The organism is Methylocaldum sp. (assembly GCF_035627495.1).
In the GTDB taxonomy this organism is placed as follows: domain Bacteria; phylum Pseudomonadota; class Gammaproteobacteria; order Methylococcales; family Methylococcaceae; genus Methylocaldum.
The window spans coordinates 54,892-77,402 of the sequence record NZ_DASPLO010000195.1 but is presented as its reverse complement, the minus strand read 5'-3'; the positions used below and the strand labels follow the sequence as shown (position 1 = coordinate 77,402).

General features: G+C 60.2%; 22 protein-coding genes. 8 read left to right on the top strand and 14 right to left on the bottom strand.

Annotation, left to right across the window (positions count from 1 at the left end; translation table 11 throughout):
- Positions 1–186: 186 nt before the first annotated feature.
- Positions 187–588, bottom strand: a complete 402-nt coding sequence (locus VEB01_RS18605) for an anti-sigma regulatory factor (RefSeq protein ID WP_324878072.1) — start codon at positions 586–588, stop codon at positions 187–189.
- Positions 589–956: 368 nt separating this feature from the next.
- Between VEB01_RS18605 and VEB01_RS18600 the strand changes: the two genes are divergently transcribed.
- A complete protein-coding gene (locus VEB01_RS18600; protein WP_324878069.1) occupies positions 957–2,960 on the top strand; it encodes a sensor histidine kinase in 2,004 nt (667 codons plus the stop codon).
- An 87-nt stretch (positions 2,961–3,047) separates the two neighbouring features.
- Positions 3,048–3,449, top strand: a complete 402-nt coding sequence (locus VEB01_RS18595; protein ID WP_324878068.1) for a YkvA family protein — start codon at positions 3,048–3,050, stop codon at positions 3,447–3,449.
- 641 nt (positions 3,450–4,090) lie between these two features.
- Here VEB01_RS18595 and metE read toward each other — a convergent pair.
- Positions 4,091–6,370 (bottom strand): 5-methyltetrahydropteroyltriglutamate--homocysteine S-methyltransferase, encoded by a 2,280-nt coding sequence (gene metE / locus VEB01_RS18590; protein WP_324878066.1) that lies wholly within the window; start codon positions 6,368–6,370, stop codon positions 4,091–4,093.
- Between the two features lie 108 nt (positions 6,371–6,478).
- On the opposite strand from metE, the gene VEB01_RS18585 reads away from it, so the two are divergent.
- Both VEB01_RS18585 and VEB01_RS18580 read left to right on the top strand, forming a co-directional pair.
- Positions 6,479–7,411 carry a LysR family transcriptional regulator gene (locus VEB01_RS18585; protein ID WP_324878064.1) on the top strand — a complete coding sequence of 311 codons (933 nt, stop codon included), beginning with the start codon at positions 6,479–6,481 and terminating at the stop codon, positions 7,409–7,411.
- Between the two features lie 256 nt (positions 7,412–7,667).
- Positions 7,668–7,886 carry a hypothetical protein gene (locus VEB01_RS18580; protein WP_324878062.1) on the top strand — a complete coding sequence of 73 codons (219 nt, stop codon included), beginning with the start codon at positions 7,668–7,670 and terminating at the stop codon, positions 7,884–7,886.
- 56 nt (positions 7,887–7,942) lie between these two features.
- On the opposite strand, the gene VEB01_RS18575 is transcribed toward VEB01_RS18580, so the two are convergent.
- From VEB01_RS18575 to VEB01_RS18520, 12 genes are all read right to left on the bottom strand, one after another.
- The gene (locus tag VEB01_RS18575) at positions 7,943–9,928 is read right to left on the bottom strand and encodes an AsmA family protein (protein ID WP_324878061.1); all 1,986 of its coding nucleotides are present in this window, start codon (positions 9,926–9,928) and stop codon (positions 7,943–7,945) included.
- Positions 9,929–10,017: 89 nt separating this feature from the next.
- Positions 10,018–10,368 carry a BON domain-containing protein gene (locus tag VEB01_RS18570; protein ID WP_324878059.1) on the bottom strand — a complete coding sequence of 117 codons (351 nt, stop codon included), beginning with the start codon at positions 10,366–10,368 and terminating at the stop codon, positions 10,018–10,020.
- Positions 10,369–10,587: 219 nt separating this feature from the next.
- On the bottom strand, positions 10,588–10,773 hold the full coding sequence (locus VEB01_RS18565) for a hypothetical protein (protein WP_324878057.1): 186 nt from the start codon (positions 10,771–10,773) through the stop codon (positions 10,588–10,590).
- A 42-nt stretch (positions 10,774–10,815) separates the two neighbouring features.
- On the bottom strand, positions 10,816–11,514 hold the full coding sequence (locus VEB01_RS18560) for a PepSY-associated TM helix domain-containing protein (protein WP_324878055.1): 699 nt from the start codon (positions 11,512–11,514) through the stop codon (positions 10,816–10,818).
- The gene (locus VEB01_RS18555; protein ID WP_324878053.1) at positions 11,514–13,661 is read right to left on the bottom strand and encodes a TonB-dependent receptor; all 2,148 of its coding nucleotides are present in this window, start codon (positions 13,659–13,661) and stop codon (positions 11,514–11,516) included. The genes VEB01_RS18560 and VEB01_RS18555 overlap by 1 nt, the downstream gene beginning before the upstream one ends.
- 82 nt (positions 13,662–13,743) lie before the next feature.
- Positions 13,744–14,175: an ExbD/TolR family protein gene (locus VEB01_RS18550; RefSeq protein ID WP_324878051.1), complete on the bottom strand. Its 432-nt coding sequence runs from the start codon at positions 14,173–14,175 to the stop codon at positions 13,744–13,746.
- On the bottom strand, positions 14,172–14,918 hold the full coding sequence (locus VEB01_RS18545; protein ID WP_324878049.1) for a MotA/TolQ/ExbB proton channel family protein: 747 nt from the start codon (positions 14,916–14,918) through the stop codon (positions 14,172–14,174). Before VEB01_RS18545 ends, VEB01_RS18550 begins: the two co-directional genes overlap by 4 nt.
- A 4-nt stretch (positions 14,919–14,922) precedes the next feature.
- Positions 14,923–15,651: an energy transducer TonB gene (locus VEB01_RS18540; RefSeq protein ID WP_324878047.1), complete on the bottom strand. Its 729-nt coding sequence runs from the start codon at positions 15,649–15,651 to the stop codon at positions 14,923–14,925.
- A 301-nt stretch (positions 15,652–15,952) separates the two neighbouring features.
- Entirely contained in the window at positions 15,953–16,141 is a 189-nt protein-coding gene (hemP, locus tag VEB01_RS18535; protein WP_324878045.1) for a hemin uptake protein HemP, read from the bottom strand.
- Between the two features lie 346 nt (positions 16,142–16,487).
- Complete coding sequence (locus VEB01_RS18530) at positions 16,488–16,838, bottom strand: HPF/RaiA family ribosome-associated protein (protein ID WP_324878043.1); 351 nt, start codon at positions 16,836–16,838, stop codon at positions 16,488–16,490.
- Between the two features lie 47 nt (positions 16,839–16,885).
- Positions 16,886–18,034, bottom strand: coding sequence for a baeRF3 domain-containing protein (locus VEB01_RS18525; protein ID WP_324878042.1), 1,149 nt, complete (start codon positions 18,032–18,034; stop codon positions 16,886–16,888).
- 165 nt (positions 18,035–18,199) lie between these two features.
- The gene (locus VEB01_RS18520) at positions 18,200–18,427 is read right to left on the bottom strand and encodes a hypothetical protein (RefSeq protein ID WP_324878040.1); all 228 of its coding nucleotides are present in this window, start codon (positions 18,425–18,427) and stop codon (positions 18,200–18,202) included.
- Between the two features lie 221 nt (positions 18,428–18,648).
- Here VEB01_RS18520 and hppD point away from each other — a divergent pair, with 221 nt between their 5' ends.
- Genes hppD through maiA form a run of 4 tightly spaced genes read left to right on the top strand, consistent with a single transcriptional unit; the run spans position 18,649 to position 22,479 of the window.
- Positions 18,649–19,737 (top strand): 4-hydroxyphenylpyruvate dioxygenase, encoded by a 1,089-nt coding sequence (gene hppD / locus VEB01_RS18515; protein ID WP_324878038.1) that lies wholly within the window; start codon positions 18,649–18,651, stop codon positions 19,735–19,737.
- On the top strand, positions 19,737–20,861 hold the full coding sequence (locus VEB01_RS18510; protein ID WP_324878036.1) for a homogentisate 1,2-dioxygenase: 1,125 nt from the start codon (positions 19,737–19,739) through the stop codon (positions 20,859–20,861). The genes hppD and VEB01_RS18510 overlap by 1 nt, the downstream gene beginning before the upstream one ends.
- On the top strand, positions 20,858–21,844 hold the full coding sequence (locus tag VEB01_RS18505; RefSeq protein ID WP_324878034.1) for a fumarylacetoacetate hydrolase family protein: 987 nt from the start codon (positions 20,858–20,860) through the stop codon (positions 21,842–21,844). The genes VEB01_RS18510 and VEB01_RS18505 overlap by 4 nt, the downstream gene beginning before the upstream one ends.
- The gene (gene maiA / locus VEB01_RS18500; RefSeq protein ID WP_324878033.1) at positions 21,832–22,479 is read left to right on the top strand and encodes a maleylacetoacetate isomerase; all 648 of its coding nucleotides are present in this window, start codon (positions 21,832–21,834) and stop codon (positions 22,477–22,479) included. The genes VEB01_RS18505 and maiA overlap by 13 nt, the downstream gene beginning before the upstream one ends.
- Positions 22,480–22,511: the final 32 nt, after the last annotated feature.

Genomic DNA, 22,511 nt, shown 5'->3' with positions numbered 1-22,511 from the left:
TCAAAAGAAGCTCCGAACAAATCCTGAAATTGCTTGTGTTGCGCCCTTCAACCGCACTCAGGATAAACTCCGCGAAGCGGCGTCGAAACACGAAGATTCCACACTTCGACGCCGCGCCAGGGACATGCTCGGAGTTTTCAAATCGGTCGGCGATGTCTCACGCAGTGACCGGCAAGAGGGCCCTGCTCATCGCACCCATTTCTTCATCGTCACCGTCGTGCCCTTCCCGACTTCGGACACGACATTGAACTCGTCCATGAGCCGCTTGGCGCCCGCCAAGCCCAGCCCGGCACTACCGCTCGTCGAATAACCCTCCTGCATGGCCAGTTCGACATCGGGAATACCTGGCCCCTCGTCGCGAGCCACGACCATGATGCCTTGCGCGCCTTCCTTTTGCGCCTTGTCCAGAAGGATTTCTCCCTTTCCGGCGTATTGAAGGATGTTGAGCGCCACTTCCGAGATGGCCATGGCGATAAAGCTTTGTTCGACCGACCAGAAGCCCAACTCCGCCGCCAATAAGCGTGCCTGCTGGCGAGCGATCAGAATTTGCGACTCCGAATCAATGAATACTCGTATTTCGTCGGTCATGAACTTTTCTGTCCGCTCGCTGAACCACCCATATATAGAATTGTGGTGTAAAGCGTTCTTGCGGTTCCCTCGTAATTCCAGTTCTTGCCGCATATCGGCCATAGATTGAGAGTACATGACGCGGCGCCTTCTAGCCATGCCAAGCGATGGCGGTCAGATCTTTTTTCGATTTGCTCGATGGAACGCGCGGGCAGTTTATTGGCCTAAAGCGGGTGAGCCGACCTTCGATGCCGCCGGACTCGGGCAAACATCGTTGTCTTCAACCCAATTCCGACGCAAGGGCGCGAGCTATCCGTCCGGAATCGGCATCGCACACGGTCTGCACACCAATGGTGAATTCAAATGAGGCGCATTAGCCTTCACCTGCCATGCTGCCCTTATATACGATCCTGAGATCGCCCGCCGGACTGTACGGATTGCAGGTCGCATTGCTCGCGGGTACTTATTTTCTGACTGCCAAGCTCGGATTGTCACTCGCTATACCACCCGGCAATGCCAGCGTGGTCTGGCCACCAGCCGGAATCGCACTGGCTGCCGTGCTCGTGTTCGGGCGTCGTCTGTGGCCGGGTATCGGGCTAGGAGCCGGTCTTGCGAATGCATCGACGGAAGTCTCTCCCTTGGGCGCCATGAGTATCAGTCTCGGCAATACCGTGGAAGCGCTCGTGGGCGCGTTCCTGCTCAACCGATTCAGCCGTCCTATCGTCCCCTTCGAGCGCGTTCGCCATGTTTTCCTGTTCGCTTTCTTCGCCGCCGTCAGTAGCGTGATTGCGGCCACTCTGGGCGTAACCAGTCTTTACTGGGATGGGCTGATCGAGGAATCGGCCTATGGCATCAATTGGATCACGTGGTGGCTGGGGGATATCGTCAGCCTCCTTGTCATAACCCCCTCGCTGCTATTAGTTCGGCAATCAGCGAGAAACACCGCCATCCCCATTCGCCTTGAACCTCTGTGTTTTTATGGACTGCTCGTGATAAGCGGCCTGGCGGTATTCGGGCATTGGCTGCCGAGTTCGATCATCAAGCCACTCCCGTACACGTTGATTCCTTTTGTGCTATATGCCGCGTTTCGCATGGGTCAAGAACATGTCGCCATCACTCTGACCGGAATCGCGGCGGTCGCGATCCTTGCCACGGTACTCGGCTCGGGCCCCTTTGCCGGGATGCCGCTGCATCAATCGTTGTTTTCGCTGCAGGCATTCATCGGATCCTCCACCCTGATCGGGTTCACGCTCTCGGCGGTCGTGCTGCACCGACGGCGTGTCGAAGAGGCGCTGCTCGAAAGCGAGGCACGCTTACGCGAGCGCACGGAATTGCTGGAGTGCATACTCGCCACGACCGATAGTCCCATTTTCATCAAGGACAAGGCGGGCCGCTATCTCGCCTGTAATGACGCGCTGTTGCGCCTGTTCAGCTTCCGGTCCGAAGACGTCATCGGCCGTACGGAATTCGAGGTCTTTCCGCGAGAGATGGCGCAACAGTTTCGGGACAACGACCTCCGCCTCCTGGCCAAGGGAGGGACCGAACGGTTCGAGGAAATCATCCGGCTGCCAAACGGCAAACAGCGTCTTTATCTCAGCAATAAAGGCGCCTATCGGGACGCCGCCGGAAGACCGGCGGGGATCGTGGGGATCAGCACCGACATCACCGAGCGCAAGCATATGGAAGAAGTGCTACGTGAGACCGACCAGCGCAAGAATGAATTCATTGCCATGCTCGGGCATGAGCTTCGGAATCCGTTGGCACCGATCCAGAATGCGGTGCGCATCCTGGGCAAGCTTAATCCCGGTGATCCTAAGTTGAACTGGGCGCGGGATATGATAGATCGCCAGGTGAACCACTTGGCGCGGCTGGTGGATGATCTCCTGGATGTGTCACGGATTGTCCAGGGCAAACTGACGCTGCGAAAAGCCCCGGTGGATTTGGCTAGGGTAATCGATCAGGCCATCGAGACCAGTCGGCCATTCATTGAAGAACGTCGCCATGCCTTTGCCGTTTCGGTGCCCGAGCAGCCCGTCCGGTTTGAAGGCGATCACGTGCGACTCGCCCAAGTGGTTACGAATCTTCTCGATAACGCGGCGAAGTACACGCCGGCAGGCGGCCGGATTTGGCTGACCGTTTCTTGTAAAGATGACGAAGTCATCATTTCCGTACGAGATACGGGGGAAGGCATCTCAGGCGCCTTGCTCCCACATCTTTTTGACGTGTTCACTCAAGCCGAACGGACGCTGGATCGCGCCCAGGGCGGCCTTGGAATCGGTTTGACCATCGTGCAAAAAATCGTGGAATTGCATGGAGGGCGAGTCGAAGCCCATAGCGAAGGTTCTGGCCGGGGCAGCGAATTTGTGGTGCGGTTGCCGGTTCCGGTACATTAACGGGCGCACGCTTCCGCTCCGGCGCCCCGGCCATGTGCGCCGTCTCGTTCGGCCACGACACAATGGCCTCTTATAGAGGAAAACGCGATGCTAAAACGAAAGGTCACCAAACGGGCCATCCAGGAACGGCTTAAAGCCGATGCGAAAAAGCTCTCCGAGGGCGATTTCAAGAGGGTAATCGCGAAGGCCGACGAGATAAAGCAGAAGTTTGAATCCAAAGGCCCTCTCGGTCGTTTCCTGAACGATGTCAGACTGATGATTGCGCTGGTGAGGGACTATCTAAACGGCACCTATCGCCAAATCCCCTGGTATGCCCTTTCGGCCATTGTCGCCGCCCTCCTTTATGTGCTGAGTCCGATTGATCTCATTCCGGATGTCATCCCGATTTTGGGGTACACGGACGATGCCCTGATGTTGAGCGTCTGTCTGCTTCTGGTCGAGCAGCAACTCGCTGAATACGAAGCCTGGACGACCGAGAGGTCTACCTAAAGGCTGGGTTTGATCATTCTATGCATTGGCCGGCGCACGGTCTCGGATCGTTTTACCGGCTCATGAGCCCGGCTGGCTTTCTTGCCGCAGATCTCTCGCCCCAACCGCCACCGCGCGGGAGCCGGGATTAGGTAGCCCCACGTATTTACCGAACCGATCCCACGCGATCTAATATCCCCCACTCGGCTCCGGAGTCCGGCATCGCCCGCGGGGTGCGCGGACCGCCGCGCCGAGTACGGAACGGGACATTCCGGCCCAGAGCGCCAATGGAGCGATGGTCCTCTGGAGGTTTCCAAGGACGGTGAGAGCCTTCACTGAGTGGTGACGGGGCCGACGGGTGGGAGGCCACCCGGGCTCGCCGGAACCCGGCGGGAACACGGAGGTTCAGCCCGTCACCACGCAGTGGTTTTTCCGCGAACCGACGCTCTGCTATCGCCATGATCCACACCTCTTTTTCGTCACGGTCAGCGCGCTGGGCCCGAAGGGCCGCCCGCCTTTATGTCGCCGCACAACTGCTCAAAGCGGTCTCCCGGCTGGGTATTGGCGGCCCGGTGTCACGGACTCTAGCTCTCGTGGAAGTGATCCGAATGCTCCGGAACAGACGGCGCGTTTAATCGGATCGCCTCACGAATCGAGTAATTTCAAGCGACCGGGCCCCATCGCTCGCGGAGCGTTCTCGCCGCCTCGACCATATGGGTCAGGGCCTGCTCGACCTCCGGCCATCCACGCGTCTTGAGGCCGCAATCGGGGTTGACCCAGAGCCGTTCCGGCGCGATGGCTTCGCAGGCTTTTTCCAGAAGACGCAGCATCTCTTCTTTTTCCGGTACGCGGGGGGAATGGATGTCGTAGACGCCGGGACCGATATCATTGGGATAACGGAAGTCGTGGAAGGCGGCCAGCAAATCCATGTCGGAACGGGAGGTTTCGATGGTGATCACGTCCGCATCCAAAGCGGCGATGGCCGGCAGGATATCGCCGAACTCCGAGTAGCACATGTGGGTGTGAATCTGGGTATCGTCCGCCACGCCCGAAGACGCCAGGCGGAAGGCTCTTACCGCCCAGTCCAGATAGTCGTCCCAGTCCCGCCGCTTGAGCGGCAAACCTTCGCGAACGGCGGGTTCGTCGATCTGAATGGCCGCGACGCCTGCCTGCTCCAGGTCGCCGACTTCGTCGCGAATGGCCAGGGCGACTTGCAGGGCGGTGACGGCGCGGGGCTGGTCATCGCGCACGAAAGACCATTGCAGGATGGTCACGGGGCCGGTCAGCATGCCTTTGACGGGTTTCCGGGTCTGCCTCTGGGCATAGGCGATCCATTCCACGGTCATGGCTTTGGGTCTCGACACGTCGCCCACGATGATCGGCGGCTTGACGCAGCGGGAGCCGTAACTCTGCACCCAACCGTGCCGGGTAAAGGCGAAGCCTTCCAGTTGCTCGCCGAAATACTCCACCATGTCGTTGCGCTCGGCTTCGCCGTGCACCAAAAGATCCAGGCCGAGCGCTTCCTGCTTGTGCACGGCTTCGCGGATGGCTGTGCGCATGGCCTCGCGATAGAGGGCTTCGTTCAGTTCTCCTTTCCGGTAATCGGCGCGGGCCTTCCGGATGTCCGAGGTCTGCGGGAAAGAGCCGATCGTGGTAGTGGGAAAGGCGGGCAGCCGCAGCCGTTCCCGTTGCAAGGGAATCCGTTCGGAAAAAGGCGAATAGCGCCGGAAATCCGCTTCGGTCAGTTGTTCCAGACGAGCCTTGACCGCCGGGTTGTGAATCCGCGGCGAAGTCGCGCGGTTTTGCAACGCCCGATCCTGCACGCCCAGTTCGGTCCGGATGGCCTCCGTACCGAGCCGCAAGCCTTTGTCCACGGTCGCCAGCTCCTGAAGTTTCTGCACGGCGAAGGCTAGCCAGCTTCTGATTTCCGGGTCCAGTTCGGATTCCGGCTCCAGATCCACCGGCACGTGGAGCAGCGAGCAGCTCGGCGCCAGCCACAGCCGCTCGCCCAAACCAGCGCGGGCGGTGTCGGCCAAGGCCAGCGCGCGCCGAAGATCCGTGCGCCAGACGTTGCGGCCGTCGATGAGCCCCAGCGACAGGACCTTGTCCGAAGGATAGTCGCCGGCAAAGACCGGCACCTGCTCCGGCGCCCTGACGGCGTCGATGTGCACTCCGGCCACCGGCAGGGACTTCAGCAGTTCCACTCGCTCCGCCGCCGAATCGAAATAGGTGGCCAGAAGAACGTGAGGCCCCGCCGCCGCCAGGGTCCGGTAAACCTCGCGATAGCCGGCTAGCCATTCCGCGGGCAGATCCAGCACGAGGGCCGGCTCATCCATCTGTACCCACGAGACGCCCTGGTCCTTGAGCCTTCGAAGGATTTCCGCGTACACCGGCACCAAGCGGGGCAACAAGCTCAGCCGATCGAAATCGGTTTCCTTTGCCTTGCCCAAAAACAAATAAGTCAGGGGGCCGATCAGCACGGGCTTTGGGTTAAGCCTCAGGGCCTTGGCTTCCTCCACCTCCTCGAACAGCCATTCCACGCCCAGGCGGAACGACGTGTCGCGATGGAATTCCGGGACGATGTAGTGGTAGTTGGTATCGAACCACTTGGTCATTTCCATGGCCGGCTGATCTTTCTGGCCTCGGGCCAGTTCGAAATAGCGGTCGAGGCCCAGAGTTTCATCGCCGAAACCGAAGCGTTCGGGAATCGCGCCCAGCAATGCCGTCATATTCAGCATCTGATCGTAGTAGGCGAAATCGCCCACCGGCACCAGATCGATGCCGGCCCGGGCTTGGAGGTTCCAATGCCGTTCGCGCAACTGCCGACCGGTTTCTCGCAAGTCCGGAAGGCCGATCTTGCCGGCCCAATAGGCTTCCAGAGCCTGTTTCAACTCGCGCCGGGCGCCGATGCGGGGAAATCCCAAAGAATGCGTCACCGCCATAAAATCCTGCTCCTCTTCTTAATATTTGTCGATTTGGAACTGGCATGATCGGTTCACGGTGATTATTATTCAAACTCAACTTTTTAATAATCTTCATCGATTTCATTCATGATTCAGTCGATTTTGGAACTGCGCCATTTGCAAACCCTGCTGGCCCTGGTGGAAACCGGCAACCTGTCCCGCGCCGCGACCCGGATATATCTCACCCAGTCGGCGATCTCGCATCAGATTAAACAACTGGAGGAGCACTACGGCGTCAGCCTGTTCGAGCGCAAGAGCCAGCCGCTGCGGCTCTCGCCGGCGGGCCAGCGCCTGCACACTCTCGCGGAAACGGTCATGAAACTGGTCGGAGAGGCGGAACGGGACATCGCGCGCATCGCCCAAGGCGAAGCCGGACAGCTCCGCATCGCGGTGGAGTGCCACACCTGTTTCGATTGGCTCATGCCGGCCATGGACCAGTTCCGGGAGCACTGGCCGGAAATCGAACTGGATCTGGTCTCGGGCTTTCACACCGATCCATTGACCCTATTGCTGGAAAATCGGGCGGAACTGGTGGTGGTTTCGGAGCCGCAACCGCGCTCCGGGCTCGTTTTCCACCCTCTGTTCAGTTTTGAAATCGTCGGCCTCGTGTCGCGGCAGCATCCCTTCGCATCCCAGCCCTTTCTGAAACCGGAGGATTTCATCGAGGAAACCTTGATCAGCTATCCGGTGCCGGAAGACATGCTGGACATCGTGCGCAAGGTATTGAAGCCGGTCGGGATAGAGCCGAAGCGGCGCACCGCCGAGCTGACCGTGGCGATCTTGCAGCTGGTGGCCAGCCGGCGCGGCATCGCGGCCTTGCCCAACTGGACGGTGCAGAGCTATCTCGATCGGGACTACGTTCTGGCAAAACCCATCGGCAAAAAAGGCCTGTGGAGCGCGTTGCACGCGGCGACCACCGAGGCAATGGCGGCATCGGCCTTCATGCTGGACTTTCTCGATACCGTGCGTTCCAGCAGTTTCCGAAACCTACGGGGTCTCCAACCACTCCCGGACTTGTAATCCGTTCGGTCTATCCGAACAGGAGCTTGGAACCTCGGATCGCAATCCGTACGTAACTTTACGAGCTTACACGGCATGCGAAGAAGGATTGAATAGAGCCTCTTAAAACTCCCTTGTCACACCTTATGCTGGACTTCATCGGCCACGGCCCCAGCGCGTTCCACCATCGATTTCACCGACTAGCCGTTCAGCCCCGCTCGATCTCATTAACGGATCGATCGGTTTTACGTCTATAATGGATAAATCTTCCACAGCTATGAATCCCCGATTGTCTCAACCCAGCGCCAAAATCCCCCTCGGTACGACCGTACTGTATAAACCCAAGCGACCGGATTTTTTCAAGGACCTCCACCCCGGTCAGCCCGCCAAGATCACGCGCTATTCGCGCTTCAACAGCGGCGATTGTTTTATCGAACTTCCTTCCGGCGGCATTTTGCGGGTGCCCGAGAGCGACATCGAACCCGTCGCCGCGTAGCATCAACCAATCACGACGGATTCGGTAAAAACCCGCCCAGGTATCGCAACACCGGCTTAGGGCCGTTCCTGTTGTTCTCGTTCCTTTTTCGGAATCTTCTCCTTGGTGCTGGCGGCATCGATTAGGGCGTGGCACTGGCTGTCTTCGGCCAGGCCGAGTTCGACCCAGGGAATCAACGCGGCGGCGGGAGTCAAAAGCGCACCCAGGGCTACGGAGGCCGCGGCGCGGCCAGCGAGTGGCGCGGGCTCCGGATACGGCCGCGGCTTCTTCAGGTTTCCGCCGATTTTGATGGGAGTCCTCGCGCTGAACGGACTGAAGTCCTTGGGATGAGCGGACAGACGGAGATCCAGCGCTTCGGTGGCCAGATTGACCTGGCCTTCCAAAAGAACATTGGTATCCGTGGTATCCATCAGGAACAACTGAGTCTTCACCACGCCGTCGCTGATGATAAAATCGGCGATGGTGCAGCGCACCGGAATGCTCGGGTCTTTGCCTATGAGCTTCTGCAGGCTCTCGGCGATGTCGACCCCGAGGAGTTCCATCATCAGGTTGCTGATGCGGCCCTGCTCCATCAGAATCGTGATGCCGCCGTCTGCGTGGGCGGCCATCTCCGCCACCGAGTTGCCCTCAGTGGTCAGATGCAGGCGCCCGAAAAAGGTGCCGGCCGTCTCCTGTTCGAACGGGGTTCCCGCGGCCAGACGCTTAAAGGGCACCTTGTCGATTTTTCCTTTGACTTCGGTCTGTAATTTTTCGCCGCGCGCGTTCACCGTCACGTTGGAGTCGATCGCGCCGTAGCCTACGGTAAGCTTTGCCGGCTGGATCGTCAGCATGCCCCGATCCATTTTGATATCGACGAATACATCGTCCACTGGCATCCACGGGGTCACGATGTTTTTGCTCTGGAAGCGGATGTCTCCGTCGGCAGTGCGCAAGCCCTCGACAGGGTACGGCTTGTCGGGGAGCAGCCGCGGACGTTCTGGCTCCTCGGGGGACGGCGTCGGATCGGCCCCGAAAATGCCCACGAAATCCTTGAAGTCGAGCTTGCGGGAAACTACATCGCCTACCAGATAGGGCCGGTCTTTCCGCATCATGAACGTGAGATCGCCGGTGAGATCGCTATTGCCGAGATTGCCTTCGAACCCCTTCAAAAGCCAGCGTTCGCCCTCGCGGTTAATCTTTCCCCTGAACCGGTACGGCGGAGTTTCCGGTATCCACACGGGAACGACGGCGGCGAGCGCCGCAAGATCCGGCCCTTTCGCCTCGAAGCGCAAATCGGGGCCCTGAAGCTGTAAGGGTTCGGCTATCGTGCCCGCCACCTTGGCCTCGGTCTTGCCGTATGCGACCTCGACGTTTACCGGGAAGGGCTGCTCTTCTTTCCAAAGATCCAGCACTGAACCGCCTCTGACCTTCAGCGTGAATTGCTCCTGCTGCAGTCGGCCCTGGCCGTTCAGTTCGACCGCCTGCTCGTCCGATTCTCCGACCGCCGTCGATACATTCATGTCCAGTTGGGTATCCATGGTCGGATCGCGGAACAACAACCGTCCGTCGTCGATGGCGAGGCTGTCGATTTTCGGAAACCACCTTTCGCTTATGGGACTCTCGGCCCGATCCCGCTCCTCTTTCTTGTCCTTGTCGCCGAACTCCCAGTTGGCCATTCCCTCGGGGTTCCGTTCCAGCAACATGCGGGGTTTCGAGACACGGATTTCCGGAAGCACGATGCGCCCCTTGAAGAGATCCGGAATCCGGACGGCGAAGGCCAGCCGGTCGAGGGTGAACATCTCCGGTTCGCTCCCCCAGGGGGCATTGGCCAGTTCCACGTCGTTGATCGTGAAGCGCGGCGTCAACGACCAATCCGCGCTCAAATCGCCGTTGATCGAGAAGTCGCGGCCGAGGGACTTGCTGACCGCCGTGGACAGGGGCTCGCGAAGCGTGTTCAGGTCGAAGAAGGCCACGATAAGGACGACGGCGAGAACCAAAATCCCGATCAAGGTCGCGATCAAGGTCCCGAGCCCGACAGCTATCCATTTCAAGAACCGCAACATAATCTTTTCCCAAGGAAAGCGATCATCGACAGGCTACCTCCCACTTCGGCGTCCGGCAGGTCGGCAACCGTTCAGACGTGCGGCGGGCGCTACTGCAAGCCCCCTCCCACGCTAATGTTGTGCTTGACGTCCATAACACCCTCAACGCCGCGGGCAATCTCCACCACCCGCTTCTTTTCGGCCTCGCTGTCGACGAGTCCGCCCAGTTGCACGATGCCCTTATCGGTCTCGACTTGAATGACGATCCCGCTCGTGCTCGGGTCCGCCAGCAATGCCGATTTGACCTCGACGGCGATCGCCTTGTCGCTCATGTACTCTCCGGCAGTCCGGGCGAAGATTCCCTCCGTGGAGTCGCCTGTTTCTGCGAATGCCGGAGGACTGGCGAAACTCGCAACGGTCACAGCCAAAAAAGTCACGAAAAAGCGTATGCGCTTAATCATGTCGAGCCTCCTTGTCGCTCGGATAGGCTTCTTTTCCTATTAATTTGCTATGACCGCCGATCCGGCAAAAAGATCGTCCGGAATGCGCTTTCCAATCTTCTGTTGCACGGACGATAGGCCCTTCGATTTCAACCGGGACCGGTTTTCGAGATCATCTTCTCGAAGCGAACACGAGTCAGCCTGAGCGCGCCAACTACAACCACCACATTAGGCACCCGCCTACATCCAAAGAAACAGCATGGCCGACAGGTCGGTGCGAACCCGCCGGCCGGTCGCGGGAAAGGTGCGCACCGCATTGTTGATACGATTGCCGAAGGCGTTGGCGTTCCCTTCATAGCGATTGAACAGCGGCGGAAATATCCGTTTCGGCGAGGTGGCCGAAAAAAACAGAGCGTTTTTCTCCAAGCCCTCCGACGTTGATCCGCACGGATCGAGATTGCCTTTCCCCTACAACGCCTGCCAGGCAAACCATAGTCCTAAGCCGAGAGAGCTGAGGCCGAGCCCGGCGGCGGCAAGCCGGCGGCCATGCAGGCGAGTCCACAGCAGCACGCCGGTCAGGCTGAGCACGACGAGTCCGCCGGCTAGCGTGTCCACCAGCAATATCCAGCCGGCGCCCAAGCTCACGCCTCGGTGCAGATTGTTGAGCAAGGCGAAGAAATTGGCTTCGCCACGCTTGACGGTGACAAAAGCGTTACCCTCCCAATATTCCGCTTGCACGAAGCGTTGCGGCGTGCGCAAAGCCACCTGCCAGCGCGCCGGCTGCTGCACGGCCACCCCATTCCAGATGACGGTCTTGCCGGGCTCCAGCGTACTCTTCGATCTTCCCGACGCGAAATTCAGCGTCTGCCCGAGCCATTCGGCCAGAGCCTCAGGATCGGCAGGGCGCGGTTCGGGCAGCGGCAGCTGAACCATGTTCTGCTCCATTCGGGCGACCGGAATTTTCATCATCTCGCGATGGTTGAGCAGGATCCCCGTAGTCCCGAACAAAAGCCCCAGCGCCGCGCCCCATAGCCCGATCCAGGCATGAACGCGGCGCAGCCATTTGAGAAATGCCCCGCGCGCCAAGCGCCTGGGGAGAAATAGGTATCCTCCCGAGGGTTTGACGCGCGGCGGGGGTGCCGAAAGGCCGAACTCGGCGGCCCCCATCAAAATCTCACCCGTATCGCGGCGTTGGCGGCGATCGGCGAGCCCGGCATGATGTTGTTGTTGCTGTGTGCCGAAGCGAAATACTCCTTGTCGAAGAGGTTTTCGACATTTACCTGCACCTGGACATTGTCGTTGATCGTGTAGTAGACGGCTCCATCGAAGCGGAGAAAGCCAGGCAGGGTGACAAGATTATCGGTGGCCGCGAACATTTCGCTACGGTATACCGCGCCCAGGCCGACGCCCCACTGCGGCGTAAAGTCGTAGCGGTTCCACAACGAGAAGGTGTGTTCCGGGATCTGGGCCACCTTGTTGCCTTTCGGGGCGCTGGCCGAGAGGCTCTCGGTGATCTCGGCATCCTGGTAGGCGTATCCGCCGATGACGCGCCACTGGTCGGTGATGTTGCCGCTCATTCCCAGCTCTATTCCCCGAGTCCGCTGACCGTCGACCAGGAACGACACCGCCGGGTTGTTGGGATCGGTGGCGATGGCATTGAGGCGATCGAGCTGATAGAAGGCCAGGGTTGCTGACAGGTCGGGACGGATATCCCACTTCGCGCCCACCTCGTAGTTCTTGAATTCTTCCGGTTCCAACGAACTATTGGCCAGGGTTAGCGAAGCCAACTGATCGCCCGCCCGCGGCACATAGGCGATGCTGTAGTTGGCATACAAAGAGAGCGCGTCGAACGGCTTGAAGATCAAGCCTCCACGCGGCGACCACAGGTCGTCGTTGGTGTAAAAGGTCTGACCGTTGCGGTTGTTGCGGAAATCGACCTCGAAGCTGTCGTAGCGCAGCCCCGCCACGAGCTGCCAGTGCTTGGTGAGCTCGATCTGATCCTGAAAATAGCCCGCGGCGATGGTGGCAAGGCCGTGATTGTCCGCGTCCGTGGCATTCTGGCGGAAGGTCACGGGGCCGGTAAATCTCGGATTCGCCAAGGGAACCCTGACCGACGTCGTGTTGGGACCGACTGCCGTGAAAAAGCCGGTCTCGCGGAAGTTATCGGTTTCCTGGTGGCCGAACTCGGCGCCGGTCAAAAGGGTGTGTTTGAAAGGACCGGTCTCCAGCTCAAACGTCACATCGGTCTGGTTGAAGAAATTCTCGCGCTGGGTTGCATTGTTGTAGGCCGAGATCGACACCTGGCTGCCGCCAGCATTGACCGCTCCCGGAAAGATGTTCTGGTAGAACTTGTCGTAGATGGCATAGCGGGTGCGGTTGCGGAATTTGATTCCGCTGCCGAAGTCGTGATCGATCAGGGCGCTGAATGCATCGACGTCCGCCCAGGTCGGACTGCGCCTCGGATCGCCGAAAAACGTGCCGACGTCGGTTTCGACCGGGCGGCCCGAGAACGAGGGAATGCCGCGGTCCGCGACGCGATCGTCCTCGTAATGTTCGTAACCGAAGATCACTTGGGTCTGATCTCCCAGACGCCAGGCGACCGTCGGATTGACGCCCCAGCGCTCGGCATGGAAGCCCTCGCGGAAGCTGCGGGAACTCTCCCACATACTGGTGAGACGAACGGCGAAATTTTCGTTGATGGCCTGACCGAAGTCCCCGGTCAAACGGAATTTATCCCAAGACCCGACCTGAAAGCTCGCTTCGCGCGGGTTCTCCCAGTTCGCCTGCTTGGTTACCCGGTTGATCAGACCGCCGGAGCTGCCACGGCCGAAAATCATCGCGTTCGGGCCTTTCAGCACCTCCACCCGATCGATGTTGTAAAGATCGCGGAAATACTGGACATCGTCGCGTATGCCGTCGACGTACATATCGCCGGTCGACGCGTTGCCGCGGAAAATCACCGCGTCCCGGTTTCCTTCGCCTTGCGACATGACGACACCGGGCACATAGCGGACCGTGTCGGCGATGCTCTGCATGTTCTGGTCCTTGATCAACTCCTGCGTGATGACGGTGATCGACTGCGGGACGTCGATCAGGGGAGTGTCGGTTTTGGTTGCCGTCGTGGTGCGTCTGGCGACATAGCCTTTGGTGTCGCCGTCCGGCTCTGCCATCTTACCGACCACTTTGACCTGGTCGAGCGTGGGGGTGTCCTCGTCCGCGGCAACGACGCCATCGGCCGCGCATGCCAAGGCAAGGGCAAGAGGCGCTCCCGCGAACGCAGTCGTTTTAAGCCGGTATTTGTTCTTATTAGTCATAACTGTTTTCCCCTAGGTAACTGGTAAAGGTCGAATCGCTGGCTACCTGGCTGGAAAACGGCTGGGTGGCTGATTTGTAAATTCAAGGCTTGGCTTCGTTCGGATCGGAGACGAAGCCGATGCGCGTCACGCCGGCATTGGCCGAGGCGGCCAGGACTTCGGCGATGATTTGATAAGCCGTGGTTTTATCGGCCCGCAGATGCACCTCGGGCTGGGGCTGTTGCTGCGCTGCCGCCGCGAAGCGCTCGCGCATCCCTGCCCGGTCGATCGCTTCGTTGTTCCAGAAAAGCCGGCCGGTTCCGTCGATCGACAAATCGATATGCTCGGCTTTGTCCGTGCTCGGCTGGCTAGCCGCTCTGGGCAGATCGATCTTGACGTTATGCGTGAGCAAAGGCGTCGTGATCATGAAAATGACCAGCAATACCAGCATGATGTCGATGAGAGGGATCATGTTGATCTCGGCCGAAGGACGCATGCCGCCCTGCCCCTGACTGAAGCTTCCGAACGCCATCATGCACCTCCCGCAACGGCTTCGCCGACCGCGCCGCTTCGAGCATCGGCCTCGGTCCCGACGAAATGCGCGCCGGTGGTCAGAAACGCGAACAGGTCGTGGGCGAACGCATCGAGCTTGGCCAGCAGCAACCGGTTCGAACGGGCGAAGGCGTTGTAGGCCAGCACGGCAGGAATAGCCACGGCGAGGCCGGCGCCGGTCATGATCAGTGCTTCGCCCACCGGGCCCGCGATCTGATCGAGGCTCCCCTGCCCGCTCATGCCGATGTTGACCAGGGCGTGGTAAACACCCCAGACCGTTCCGAACAAGCCGACAAACGGTGCGGTGCTGCCGATAGATGCGAGCACGGTGAGACCCCATTCGAGCGCCGCGGTTTCTTCGTCGATGACCCGGCGCATGGAGCGCGTCAGGAACTCCGCCGCCGAGCCCGCTTCGTTCAGCCGACCCGCGCCATGCCGGGCATGATGCCGGGACGAAACCAGGGCGTGATAGGCGAGATGGGAAAACGGTTCGTCGGGATGGTGCTCTTCCAGTTGCAACTCCACGGCATGCAAGGAGGAGGCGTTCCAGAAGGACTCCAGAAAACGGGCCGTCCGGCGCCGTGCGATCAGCGCCTGCAAGTTCTTCGCCACGATGAAGTACCAACTCGCGACGGACATGGCGACGAGAATCGCGAAGATCGCTTTGCCGACCGTGTCGCTTTGCGCGAGAAAATGGGTCAAACCCAAGGTTTCTGTCGTTTCCATAGGATTATCCTTCGAGTGAGAATGAAATCGGGACCAACACCCACGCCGGCACGGGCTGATCGCCCTGGCGGGCGGGAACGAATTTCCACTGCTTGACGGCCTCGAGGGCGGCGGCATCGAGCCGGTCGAATCCGCTGGAGGTGCGGATATCGACCCGTTCGGCACCGCCGCCGGCGCTCACCAGAACGCGGAGCACCACTTTGCCCTGCTCCCTCTGACGGCGGGAAAGGACGGGATAGGCCGGCGGCGGATTCCGGAGATAGTTCGCGTTGAAGCGCGGCGGAATGACCGGGGCTGGCGGCGGCACCGGGGCTGGCGCCGTTTCGGTCGGAACTTGATGTGGAGACAGTGCTTGTTCAGCAGTTGCCCGCTGCACGGCTGCTTCGCTGGGCGTCGACAGAATCGGCGAACGCTTGACTGGCCGTTGGGCCTGCTTCGGTTTCGCTTTCGGTTTGAGCGTTTTTTCGGCCTTAGGTTTGATCGGCTCCGCCGGTTTCGGTACGGCCTGGGGCGCATCGGTTCGCGGTTGCGCCGTCGAGATCAGATCGACCATCACCGGCGCCGCCTGTGGACTCTGCGCCGCCGGCACCGACTCGCCCTCGATTAGCATCGGAAGCATCGCGGCATGGACCAGGACGGCCCCCACTATGCCCGCGGCACGGATTCCCCAATACCGATCGACTTGCAGAATGCCGGACGAAAATCGGCCCGGCGGATAAGCGGCTGCCCCCATAATGCTGCCTCACCAACAAAAGCGTAACTAAACCAAGATGTCTGGCTGGCTACCTGTGCCGTGAGGCTGGGTGGCTGGCTACAAAGGTGTGTGGGAAGCTATTGCGCGGCCCGATGACGGCGTCGCGCGGTGCTCGGTTTCCTTGCTCTCGGGCCGCTCGCGACGCTTCGCACACAACACCCTCTAAGAAACTGTTGAAAAACTGCTGCGCCTGTCCATTTCCGATTCCTACTCAACCCATCCCAAGGGGCTCGCGACGTTTTAAACAGCTTCTACGCACCCCTACGGGCGCGAACGGAAACTATTTCGTCAGAATAAGTTTGTCGTTGCTGGTTATGCGCAGGCGGTATTCGTCTCCGCCATGTTCGATCACGATTTCACGGGCGGAGCCCAACAACTCCACGCTCGTGACTCTGCGCTTCGAACGAACGGGTCCCTCATCACCCCGACGATGCGGGTGATCGGTTTCAACTCGGTTGTTAGGGCTCATACTTTTTCCTCATGTCTCACAACGGGGGGGACGGTACATCACCATGTTGCAAATGATATCCATTATCATTTTCGTTGACAACCGTTCTTGCCACCCGTCTTCAATTCGGTGGAACTACCCCGAATCCGAACGGGCGCTAAAAGATGCCGGACATTGATTTGGAAGAGGCCGCGCGACCGACTCGTCGAGCCATTGGAATCCTTGCACGACCAAGGAGGTCGTATGGATCAAAGAACCTAAGAAGATCCGCCACTGAGGTTTTTCACATAACCACCGAAAATGTCCGCCCCATAACGATTGGCAGGTTCGAATTCATCGAACATGCAAGCGTGAAGTTCGGGGCGAATTATTCGCCGGAATCGTCGGAGAAAGTCGCTGTTCGCTGGCGGCTGCCCAATCGGCTGAAGGTGGAATCCAGCGCTCTCTTCAGCTTTTCCGTAGCACCGTTGACCGCCTGTTCAATGGTTCCCGCCCGGTGGCTGACCGCTACCGGTTTCCGTCTCGCAGGGCGAGCCTCGAGCAGGCAGCGTATGTCGTCTTGGCCGCTCTTGTGAGCGTTTATATCGCTGAGGTGGACTTCCAGCCGGGTAATCCTGTCGCCGAAATGGCCCAAAGCCTTCGCCGTCGCGTCTTCAACCCAGCGGGCCAGTTCATCGCGGCCTTCGATGTTGCTGTCGGTGTTGAACTGAATCTGCATGGAAGCGTCCTTTTGCCATGGCTGTCGGGGAACGATCCGGTCCGGTCTCAATAGCGGTAGATTGCGGCAACCCCCGTCTCGGTGGGCATCCGTTCGGCGGGGACGACGACGACCTGACCGCCGGTCTTCAGGACCCATTCCGCCAGATCATCGAGCAGGTCATCGACCTCGGGATGGGCCAAATTGCCGAACTCAACCCGGCCGGTCGCGGGATCGATTCGGCCGGGAACCTCGCAGTCGGCATCGATCAGCAGCGTCGCGACCCGCCCGGCTACGGCCGCTCCAGCGACCTGCGCCGGATCGTCGGCGCCTAGGCCCTTGGCTTTCGCCGCGCCGAATGTCTCCACCAACTCGGTCAGCCGTGCCAAATAATAAGGCTCGACCGTCCGCCAGGCCCGTTCGCGCAGCGCGTCGGCGGACACCGCGTCCGGATGGATATCGATGCCTTCCGCCAGCAGGAACGGGTTGTGGCTGACCTGGCGGAAAAGATGATGATGTTCCGGCAACGCCGCCAGCAGCAAGGGCAAGCCCGAAGGCCGCGAATGGTGCTCCAGCACGGCGCGGTCGACCGCGCGGAAGAACCGCTCGGCATCGAGGTCCACCTCGTCCTTTTTCGCGCCCTGTCCATGGTGCATTGCCGGTCCCGTGGGGCCCGAGCCATAGGTGGAGATGGTCAGATGCGGTTCGGTCAATTCCTCGCCGAGCGCCTCGGTAATGGTTCTTGGAACCTCCGGGGCCAATTCGATTTCGTCCAAGGCGTCGCGGTTTCCCTCGAAGAGCTTGACCTCCCGCCGGTTCAGGCCGAGGACCTGGTAGCGGTCGGCCGACTGGAGGATGCGCAGCAGGGGTTTGGTATGGAAGCTGTCGGCCACGACCGCCAATTCGGGAACCGGCCGCTGGAGTCGATAGACCCGGAACAGGCCGGGAGCTGCCAGCACGGCCAGTCCGTCCAGCGTGTGATTCCAGAAGCCGCGATCGCCGGCCAAGGCCAGGAACGATTCGATAAGCGGCTGGACTTGCTCTTCCGGATAGGCCCGCCACAACGATTCTTCCAGTGTCTTCACAAGGTTCCGAAACCGGATCGGGTCTTGCTGGTTATCCGGGTGATGCCGATGCGTCGGCTGATACAGCGAAAGACACGGCGGCTCTTGAATGCCCAAGAGCCCGGCCGGGTAATCATTTGCCGGTAAATCCATAAAGCCTCCGGACGCTAGCCCGAATTTCTAACAATACGCAGCGTGGATAAGCATCACTAGGGACCTAGAACTTTCGGCATTTATTCCCCTTGCTCCGGCCGAAACAGGCGACGCTGCCGCCTGTTTCTCAGCGGTTATCAAGGACGAAGAGCTTCGTCGAGTGCTCTAATCCGACGAAAATATCGAGTACAGCCCGTACAACAGACCAATCCAGGCCACGGTTTTGACGATGGGCAGGCCCAAGAGAACCAGGACGCAGATCACGACCAAGCTGACACCGCTCCAAGTGCTCTTTTCCATCAGGCGATGCCCGAGCCATTGAACTGGAATCGATCGATCCCTGTGCTCCTCGATGCCGACATTCTTTTTGCTTTCGGTGGATTTGTTACGCAAACAACACCTCCTTGAAGCCGGTAACTATGATCATCCGCCGCAAAAAACGTCCGACGGTCCTTTTGTTCGACAAACGAAGGGCGACTCCGATCCCCTCATCCGCCAGCGCGTAAAAATAGCTCGCCGGGATTATCGCAACCGGGCCGAGGGAATCTTTGCACAGTGAAACGGGTCTTACTGGAATAAAGAATCTAAAAAGATCCGCCACTGGGGTATCCAACATGATCACCGAAAATGTCCGCCCCATAAGGACCGATGGATTTGAATTCATCGAATACGCCGCCCCCGACACCCAAGCCCTGGCGAAGCTTTTCCGCCAGATGGGATTTGAGGCCGTGGCCCGCCACCGGTCCAAGGACGTGGTGCTCTATCGGCAGGGCGAAATCAATTTCGTCATCAATCACGAGCCCCGGAGCTTCGCGCACCGCTTCGCCAAACGCCACGGATCCTCGATTTGCGCGTTTGCGATCCGGGTCGAAGACGCCACCGCGGCCTATCGGCGGGCGCTCGAACTGGGTGCCAAACCCTCCCCCAGCGAAGCCGGGCCGATGGAGCTCAATATTCCGGCGATCCGGGGGATCGGGCGGAGTTTGATCTATCTCGTCGACCGCTACGGAGACCGTTCGATCTACGATGTGGACTTCATCCCGGTCGAGAACGAGCCGGCAGAGCCTTTTGGGGTCGGGCTCACCCGCATCGATCATTTGACCCATAACGTGCGCAAAGGCCATATGGACGAATGGGCCAATTTCTACGAGCGCATTTTCAGCTTCAAGGAAATCCGCTATTTCGATATCCACGGCAAGGCGACGGGGTTGAAATCGCGGGCGATGGCGAGTCCTTGCGGCAAAATCCGCATTCCCATCAACGAGCCCTCCGACCCCAAGTCGCAGATTCAGGAGTATCTCAAGCTCTATCACGGCGAGGGCATTCAGCACATTGCGCTGGCCACGGACGACATCTACGCGACCGTCGAGCGGCTCCGCGACAACGGCGTCCGCTTCATGGATGTGCCCGATACCTATTACGAGCGGGTGGAGTCCCGCGTTCCGGGCCACGGGGAGGATATCGAACGCCTGCGGCGGAACCGTATCCTGATCGACGGCATTCCCAGCCCGCACACGTCCCCTCAAGATCAAAGGGAAAGAAAGGGAACGGGCCTGCTTCTGCAAATCTTCACCGAGACCGTAATCGGCCCGATTTTCTTCGAAATCATTCAAAGGAAGGGCAACGAGGGCTTTGGCGAGGGTAATTTCCAGGCGCTGTTCGAGGCGATCGAAAACGACCAGATGAAACGGGGAGTAATCTGATGTTGCGCTGGATTTCCCTGCCGAGGGTCGAGGGCGTCGCCGCCCGCCAGGCTCACGCGGATCTGCCCGAGGGCACTTTCGAACGGGAGCTGGGACGGGAAGGCTTTTACGGTCCTTCCACCCAAATGCTCCATCGCCATCCGCCGACCGGGTGGATCAGTGTCGAAGGCTTCCTCAGGCCGCGCGCCTTCGACACGAATCAACTCACCGGAACCAGCGTCTCGCCGTGGGACGCCACGCCGGTACTAGGCAATCTGCACGTCAAGCTTCGGGTCTGGCATACCTATTCCGCCATGGACCATCTGGTCCGGAACGGCGACGGCGACGAATTGCTGTTCGTCCACGAGGGCTCCGGACATCTTTATTGCGACTACGGCCATCTCGCCTTTTCCGAAGGCGACTATCTGGTGATTCCGCGGGGCACGCTCTGGCGCGTCGAAACTACCCGCATGGCCGTCTTCTTGCTGATCGAGGCGTCCAACAACACCTATCGGCTTCCCGAAAAAGGCATCGTCGGCGCTCACGCCGTGTTCGATCCGGCGGTATTGGATACGCCCAAAATCGACGAGGCTTTTCTCGCCCAGCAGTCGGACCGGACCTGGCGGGTGCTCGTAAAGCGGCGGGATCGGCTCAGCGCCATAACCTACCCTTTCAATCCGCTCGATGCCGTCGGCTGGCAAGGCACGCTGATGCCGGTCCGGCTCAACTGGCGCGATATCCGGCCGCTGATGAGCCATCGCTATCATGTCCCGCCTTCGGCCCACACCACCTTCGCCACCGAACGCTTCGTCGTGTGCACGTTCTGCCCGCGGCCGCTGGAGAGCGATCCGGGCGTGCTCCGGGTGCCGTTCTACCACAACAACGACGACTACGACGAGGTGATCTTCTATCACCGCGGACAGTTTTTCTCCCGCGACAACATCCATCCGGGCATGATGACCCTGCATCCCAGCGGGATCACCCACGGCCCCCATCCCAAGGCTCTTCAGGCGGCGAAAACGGCGTCCCGCACCGAAACCGACGAGGTGGCGGTCATGATCGACGCCCGCGACGCGCTCGAAGTGGCCGACCTGCCCCGCGGGGTCGAGTGGGAGGGCTACGTGGATTCGTGGAAATCCGCATGAAACTCGCGTCACTCAAATCCGGAGCCCGCGACGGGACTCTGGTGATCGTCGACCGGGAGCTGAAAACGGCGTTACCTGCCTCGGAATCCGGTTTCGCCACGCTGCAATCGGCGCTGGAGAACTGGGCCGACGCCGCTCCCGCACTGGAAACCACGTACCGTGCCCTCAATCAGCGCGAGCTCGATGGGCTTTCCCTGAGGCCCACCGAGCTGGCCTCCCCTCTGCCCCGCGCCTATCAATGGCTGGACGGCAGCGCCTATCTTTCCCATGTCGAGCGCGTCCGAAAGGCACGCGGAGCGCCCATGCCGCCGAGCCTGTACACCGATCCCCTGATGTACCAGGGTGGATCCGCGGCATTCCTTGGCTCCCGAGACCCGATCCGGCTTGCGGACGAAAGCTGGGGGCTGGATTTCGAGGCGGAAGTAGCGGCGATCACCGACGACGTGCCCATGGGAACGACGCCCGAAGAGGCGGCGTCGCATATCAAATTGCTGATGCTGGTCAACGACGTTTCGCTGCGCAACCTGATTCCCCAGGAACTCGCGAAGGGCTTCGGGTTCCTGCACGGCAAGCCGGGTCCGGCATTCTCCCCGATCGCCGTGACGCCCGACGAACTGGAAGACGCCTGGGATGGCGGCAAGATCCACCTTCCGCTGCTGACCTACCGGAGCGGCATTCTCGTTGGCAACCCCGATGCCGGCCAGGGCATGCAATTCGGCTTCCCCGCCCTGATCGCCCACGCCGCCAAGACCCGCCCCCTTCCCGCCGGCACCATCGTCGGTTCGGGCACCGTCAGCAATGCGGACACAGGCCGGGGCTATTCCTGCATCGCCGAAAAGCGGGTCCTCGAACAGATCGAATCCGGCGAAGCCCGGACGCCTTATCTCCGGCATGGCGAGACGGTGCGGATCGAGATGATCGACCGGGACGGGCGTTCCGTCTTCGGCGCCATCGAACAGGACGTACGGCCGTGGCAGCCTTAGAGCTGTATACCTACTTCCGAAGCTCGGCCGCCTACCGCGTCCGCATCGCCTTGAATCTCAAGAGGCTGGCTTACCAGCCGCGATTCGTGCATCTCGCGAAGGGCGAACAGCGCCGTCCCGAATACCGGGAAATCAACCCGCAGGGGTTGGTGCCGACGCTGGTGGACAAGGGAATGGTGTTCACGCAATCTTTGGCGATCATCGAGTACCTGAACGAAAAATATCCCGAGCCTCCGCTGCTGCCGAGGCGCCGCGACGAGCGAGCTTATGTCCGCGCCCTTGCCCAGATCCTCGCCTGCGATATCCACCCCTTGAACAATCTCCGGGTCACCCGCTATCTCGCGGACGTGCTGGGTCAGGACGAACCGGCCCGGACCGCCTGGATTCGGCATTGGATCGAGGAAGGGTTCGAAGCCTTCGAGGAACAGCTTACCCGGCACGACAGCGGCGGCCGATTTTGCTTCGGCGATGCGCCGACCCTCGCGGACATCTGCCTCGTGCCGCAGGTGTTCAACGCCCGGCGATTCGGCTGCGATCTGAGCGGGTTTCCGAAGATTCGCGCGATCGATGAAAACTGCCTTGCGCTCGCCGCATTCCGCGACGCGGCACCGGAGCAGCAGGCGGACGCCTCTTAAGCCTAAAAGAATTTCGGAACTACTTCGCGGGT

Coding starts and splice junctions, on each gene's coding strand:
- VEB01_RS18605 (WP_324878072.1), bottom strand. CDS start 588: ATGACCGACGAAATACGAGTATTCATTGATTCGGAGTCGCAAATTCTG.
- VEB01_RS18600 (WP_324878069.1), top strand. CDS start 957: ATGCTGCCCTTATATACGATCCTGAGATCGCCCGCCGGACTGTACGGA.
- VEB01_RS18595 (WP_324878068.1), top strand. CDS start 3,048: ATGCTAAAACGAAAGGTCACCAAACGGGCCATCCAGGAACGGCTTAAA.
- metE (WP_324878066.1), bottom strand. CDS start 6,370: ATGGCGGTGACGCATTCTTTGGGATTTCCCCGCATCGGCGCCCGGCGC.
- VEB01_RS18585 (WP_324878064.1), top strand. CDS start 6,479: ATGATTCAGTCGATTTTGGAACTGCGCCATTTGCAAACCCTGCTGGCC.
- VEB01_RS18580 (WP_324878062.1), top strand. CDS start 7,668: ATGAATCCCCGATTGTCTCAACCCAGCGCCAAAATCCCCCTCGGTACG.
- VEB01_RS18575 (WP_324878061.1), bottom strand. CDS start 9,928: ATGTTGCGGTTCTTGAAATGGATAGCTGTCGGGCTCGGGACCTTGATC.
- VEB01_RS18570 (WP_324878059.1), bottom strand. CDS start 10,368: ATGATTAAGCGCATACGCTTTTTCGTGACTTTTTTGGCTGTGACCGTT.
- VEB01_RS18560 (WP_324878055.1), bottom strand. CDS start 11,514: ATGGGGGCCGCCGAGTTCGGCCTTTCGGCACCCCCGCCGCGCGTCAAA.
- VEB01_RS18555 (WP_324878053.1), bottom strand. CDS start 13,661: ATGACTAATAAGAACAAATACCGGCTTAAAACGACTGCGTTCGCGGGA.
- VEB01_RS18550 (WP_324878051.1), bottom strand. CDS start 14,175: ATGATGGCGTTCGGAAGCTTCAGTCAGGGGCAGGGCGGCATGCGTCCT.
- VEB01_RS18545 (WP_324878049.1), bottom strand. CDS start 14,918: ATGGAAACGACAGAAACCTTGGGTTTGACCCATTTTCTCGCGCAAAGC.
- VEB01_RS18540 (WP_324878047.1), bottom strand. CDS start 15,651: ATGGGGGCAGCCGCTTATCCGCCGGGCCGATTTTCGTCCGGCATTCTG.
- hemP (WP_324878045.1), bottom strand. CDS start 16,141: ATGAGCCCTAACAACCGAGTTGAAACCGATCACCCGCATCGTCGGGGT.
- VEB01_RS18530 (WP_324878043.1), bottom strand. CDS start 16,838: ATGCAGATTCAGTTCAACACCGACAGCAACATCGAAGGCCGCGATGAA.
- VEB01_RS18525 (WP_324878042.1), bottom strand. CDS start 18,034: ATGGATTTACCGGCAAATGATTACCCGGCCGGGCTCTTGGGCATTCAA.
- hppD (WP_324878038.1), top strand. CDS start 18,649: ATGATCACCGAAAATGTCCGCCCCATAAGGACCGATGGATTTGAATTC.
- VEB01_RS18510 (WP_324878036.1), top strand. CDS start 19,737: ATGTTGCGCTGGATTTCCCTGCCGAGGGTCGAGGGCGTCGCCGCCCGC.
- VEB01_RS18505 (WP_324878034.1), top strand. CDS start 20,858: ATGAAACTCGCGTCACTCAAATCCGGAGCCCGCGACGGGACTCTGGTG.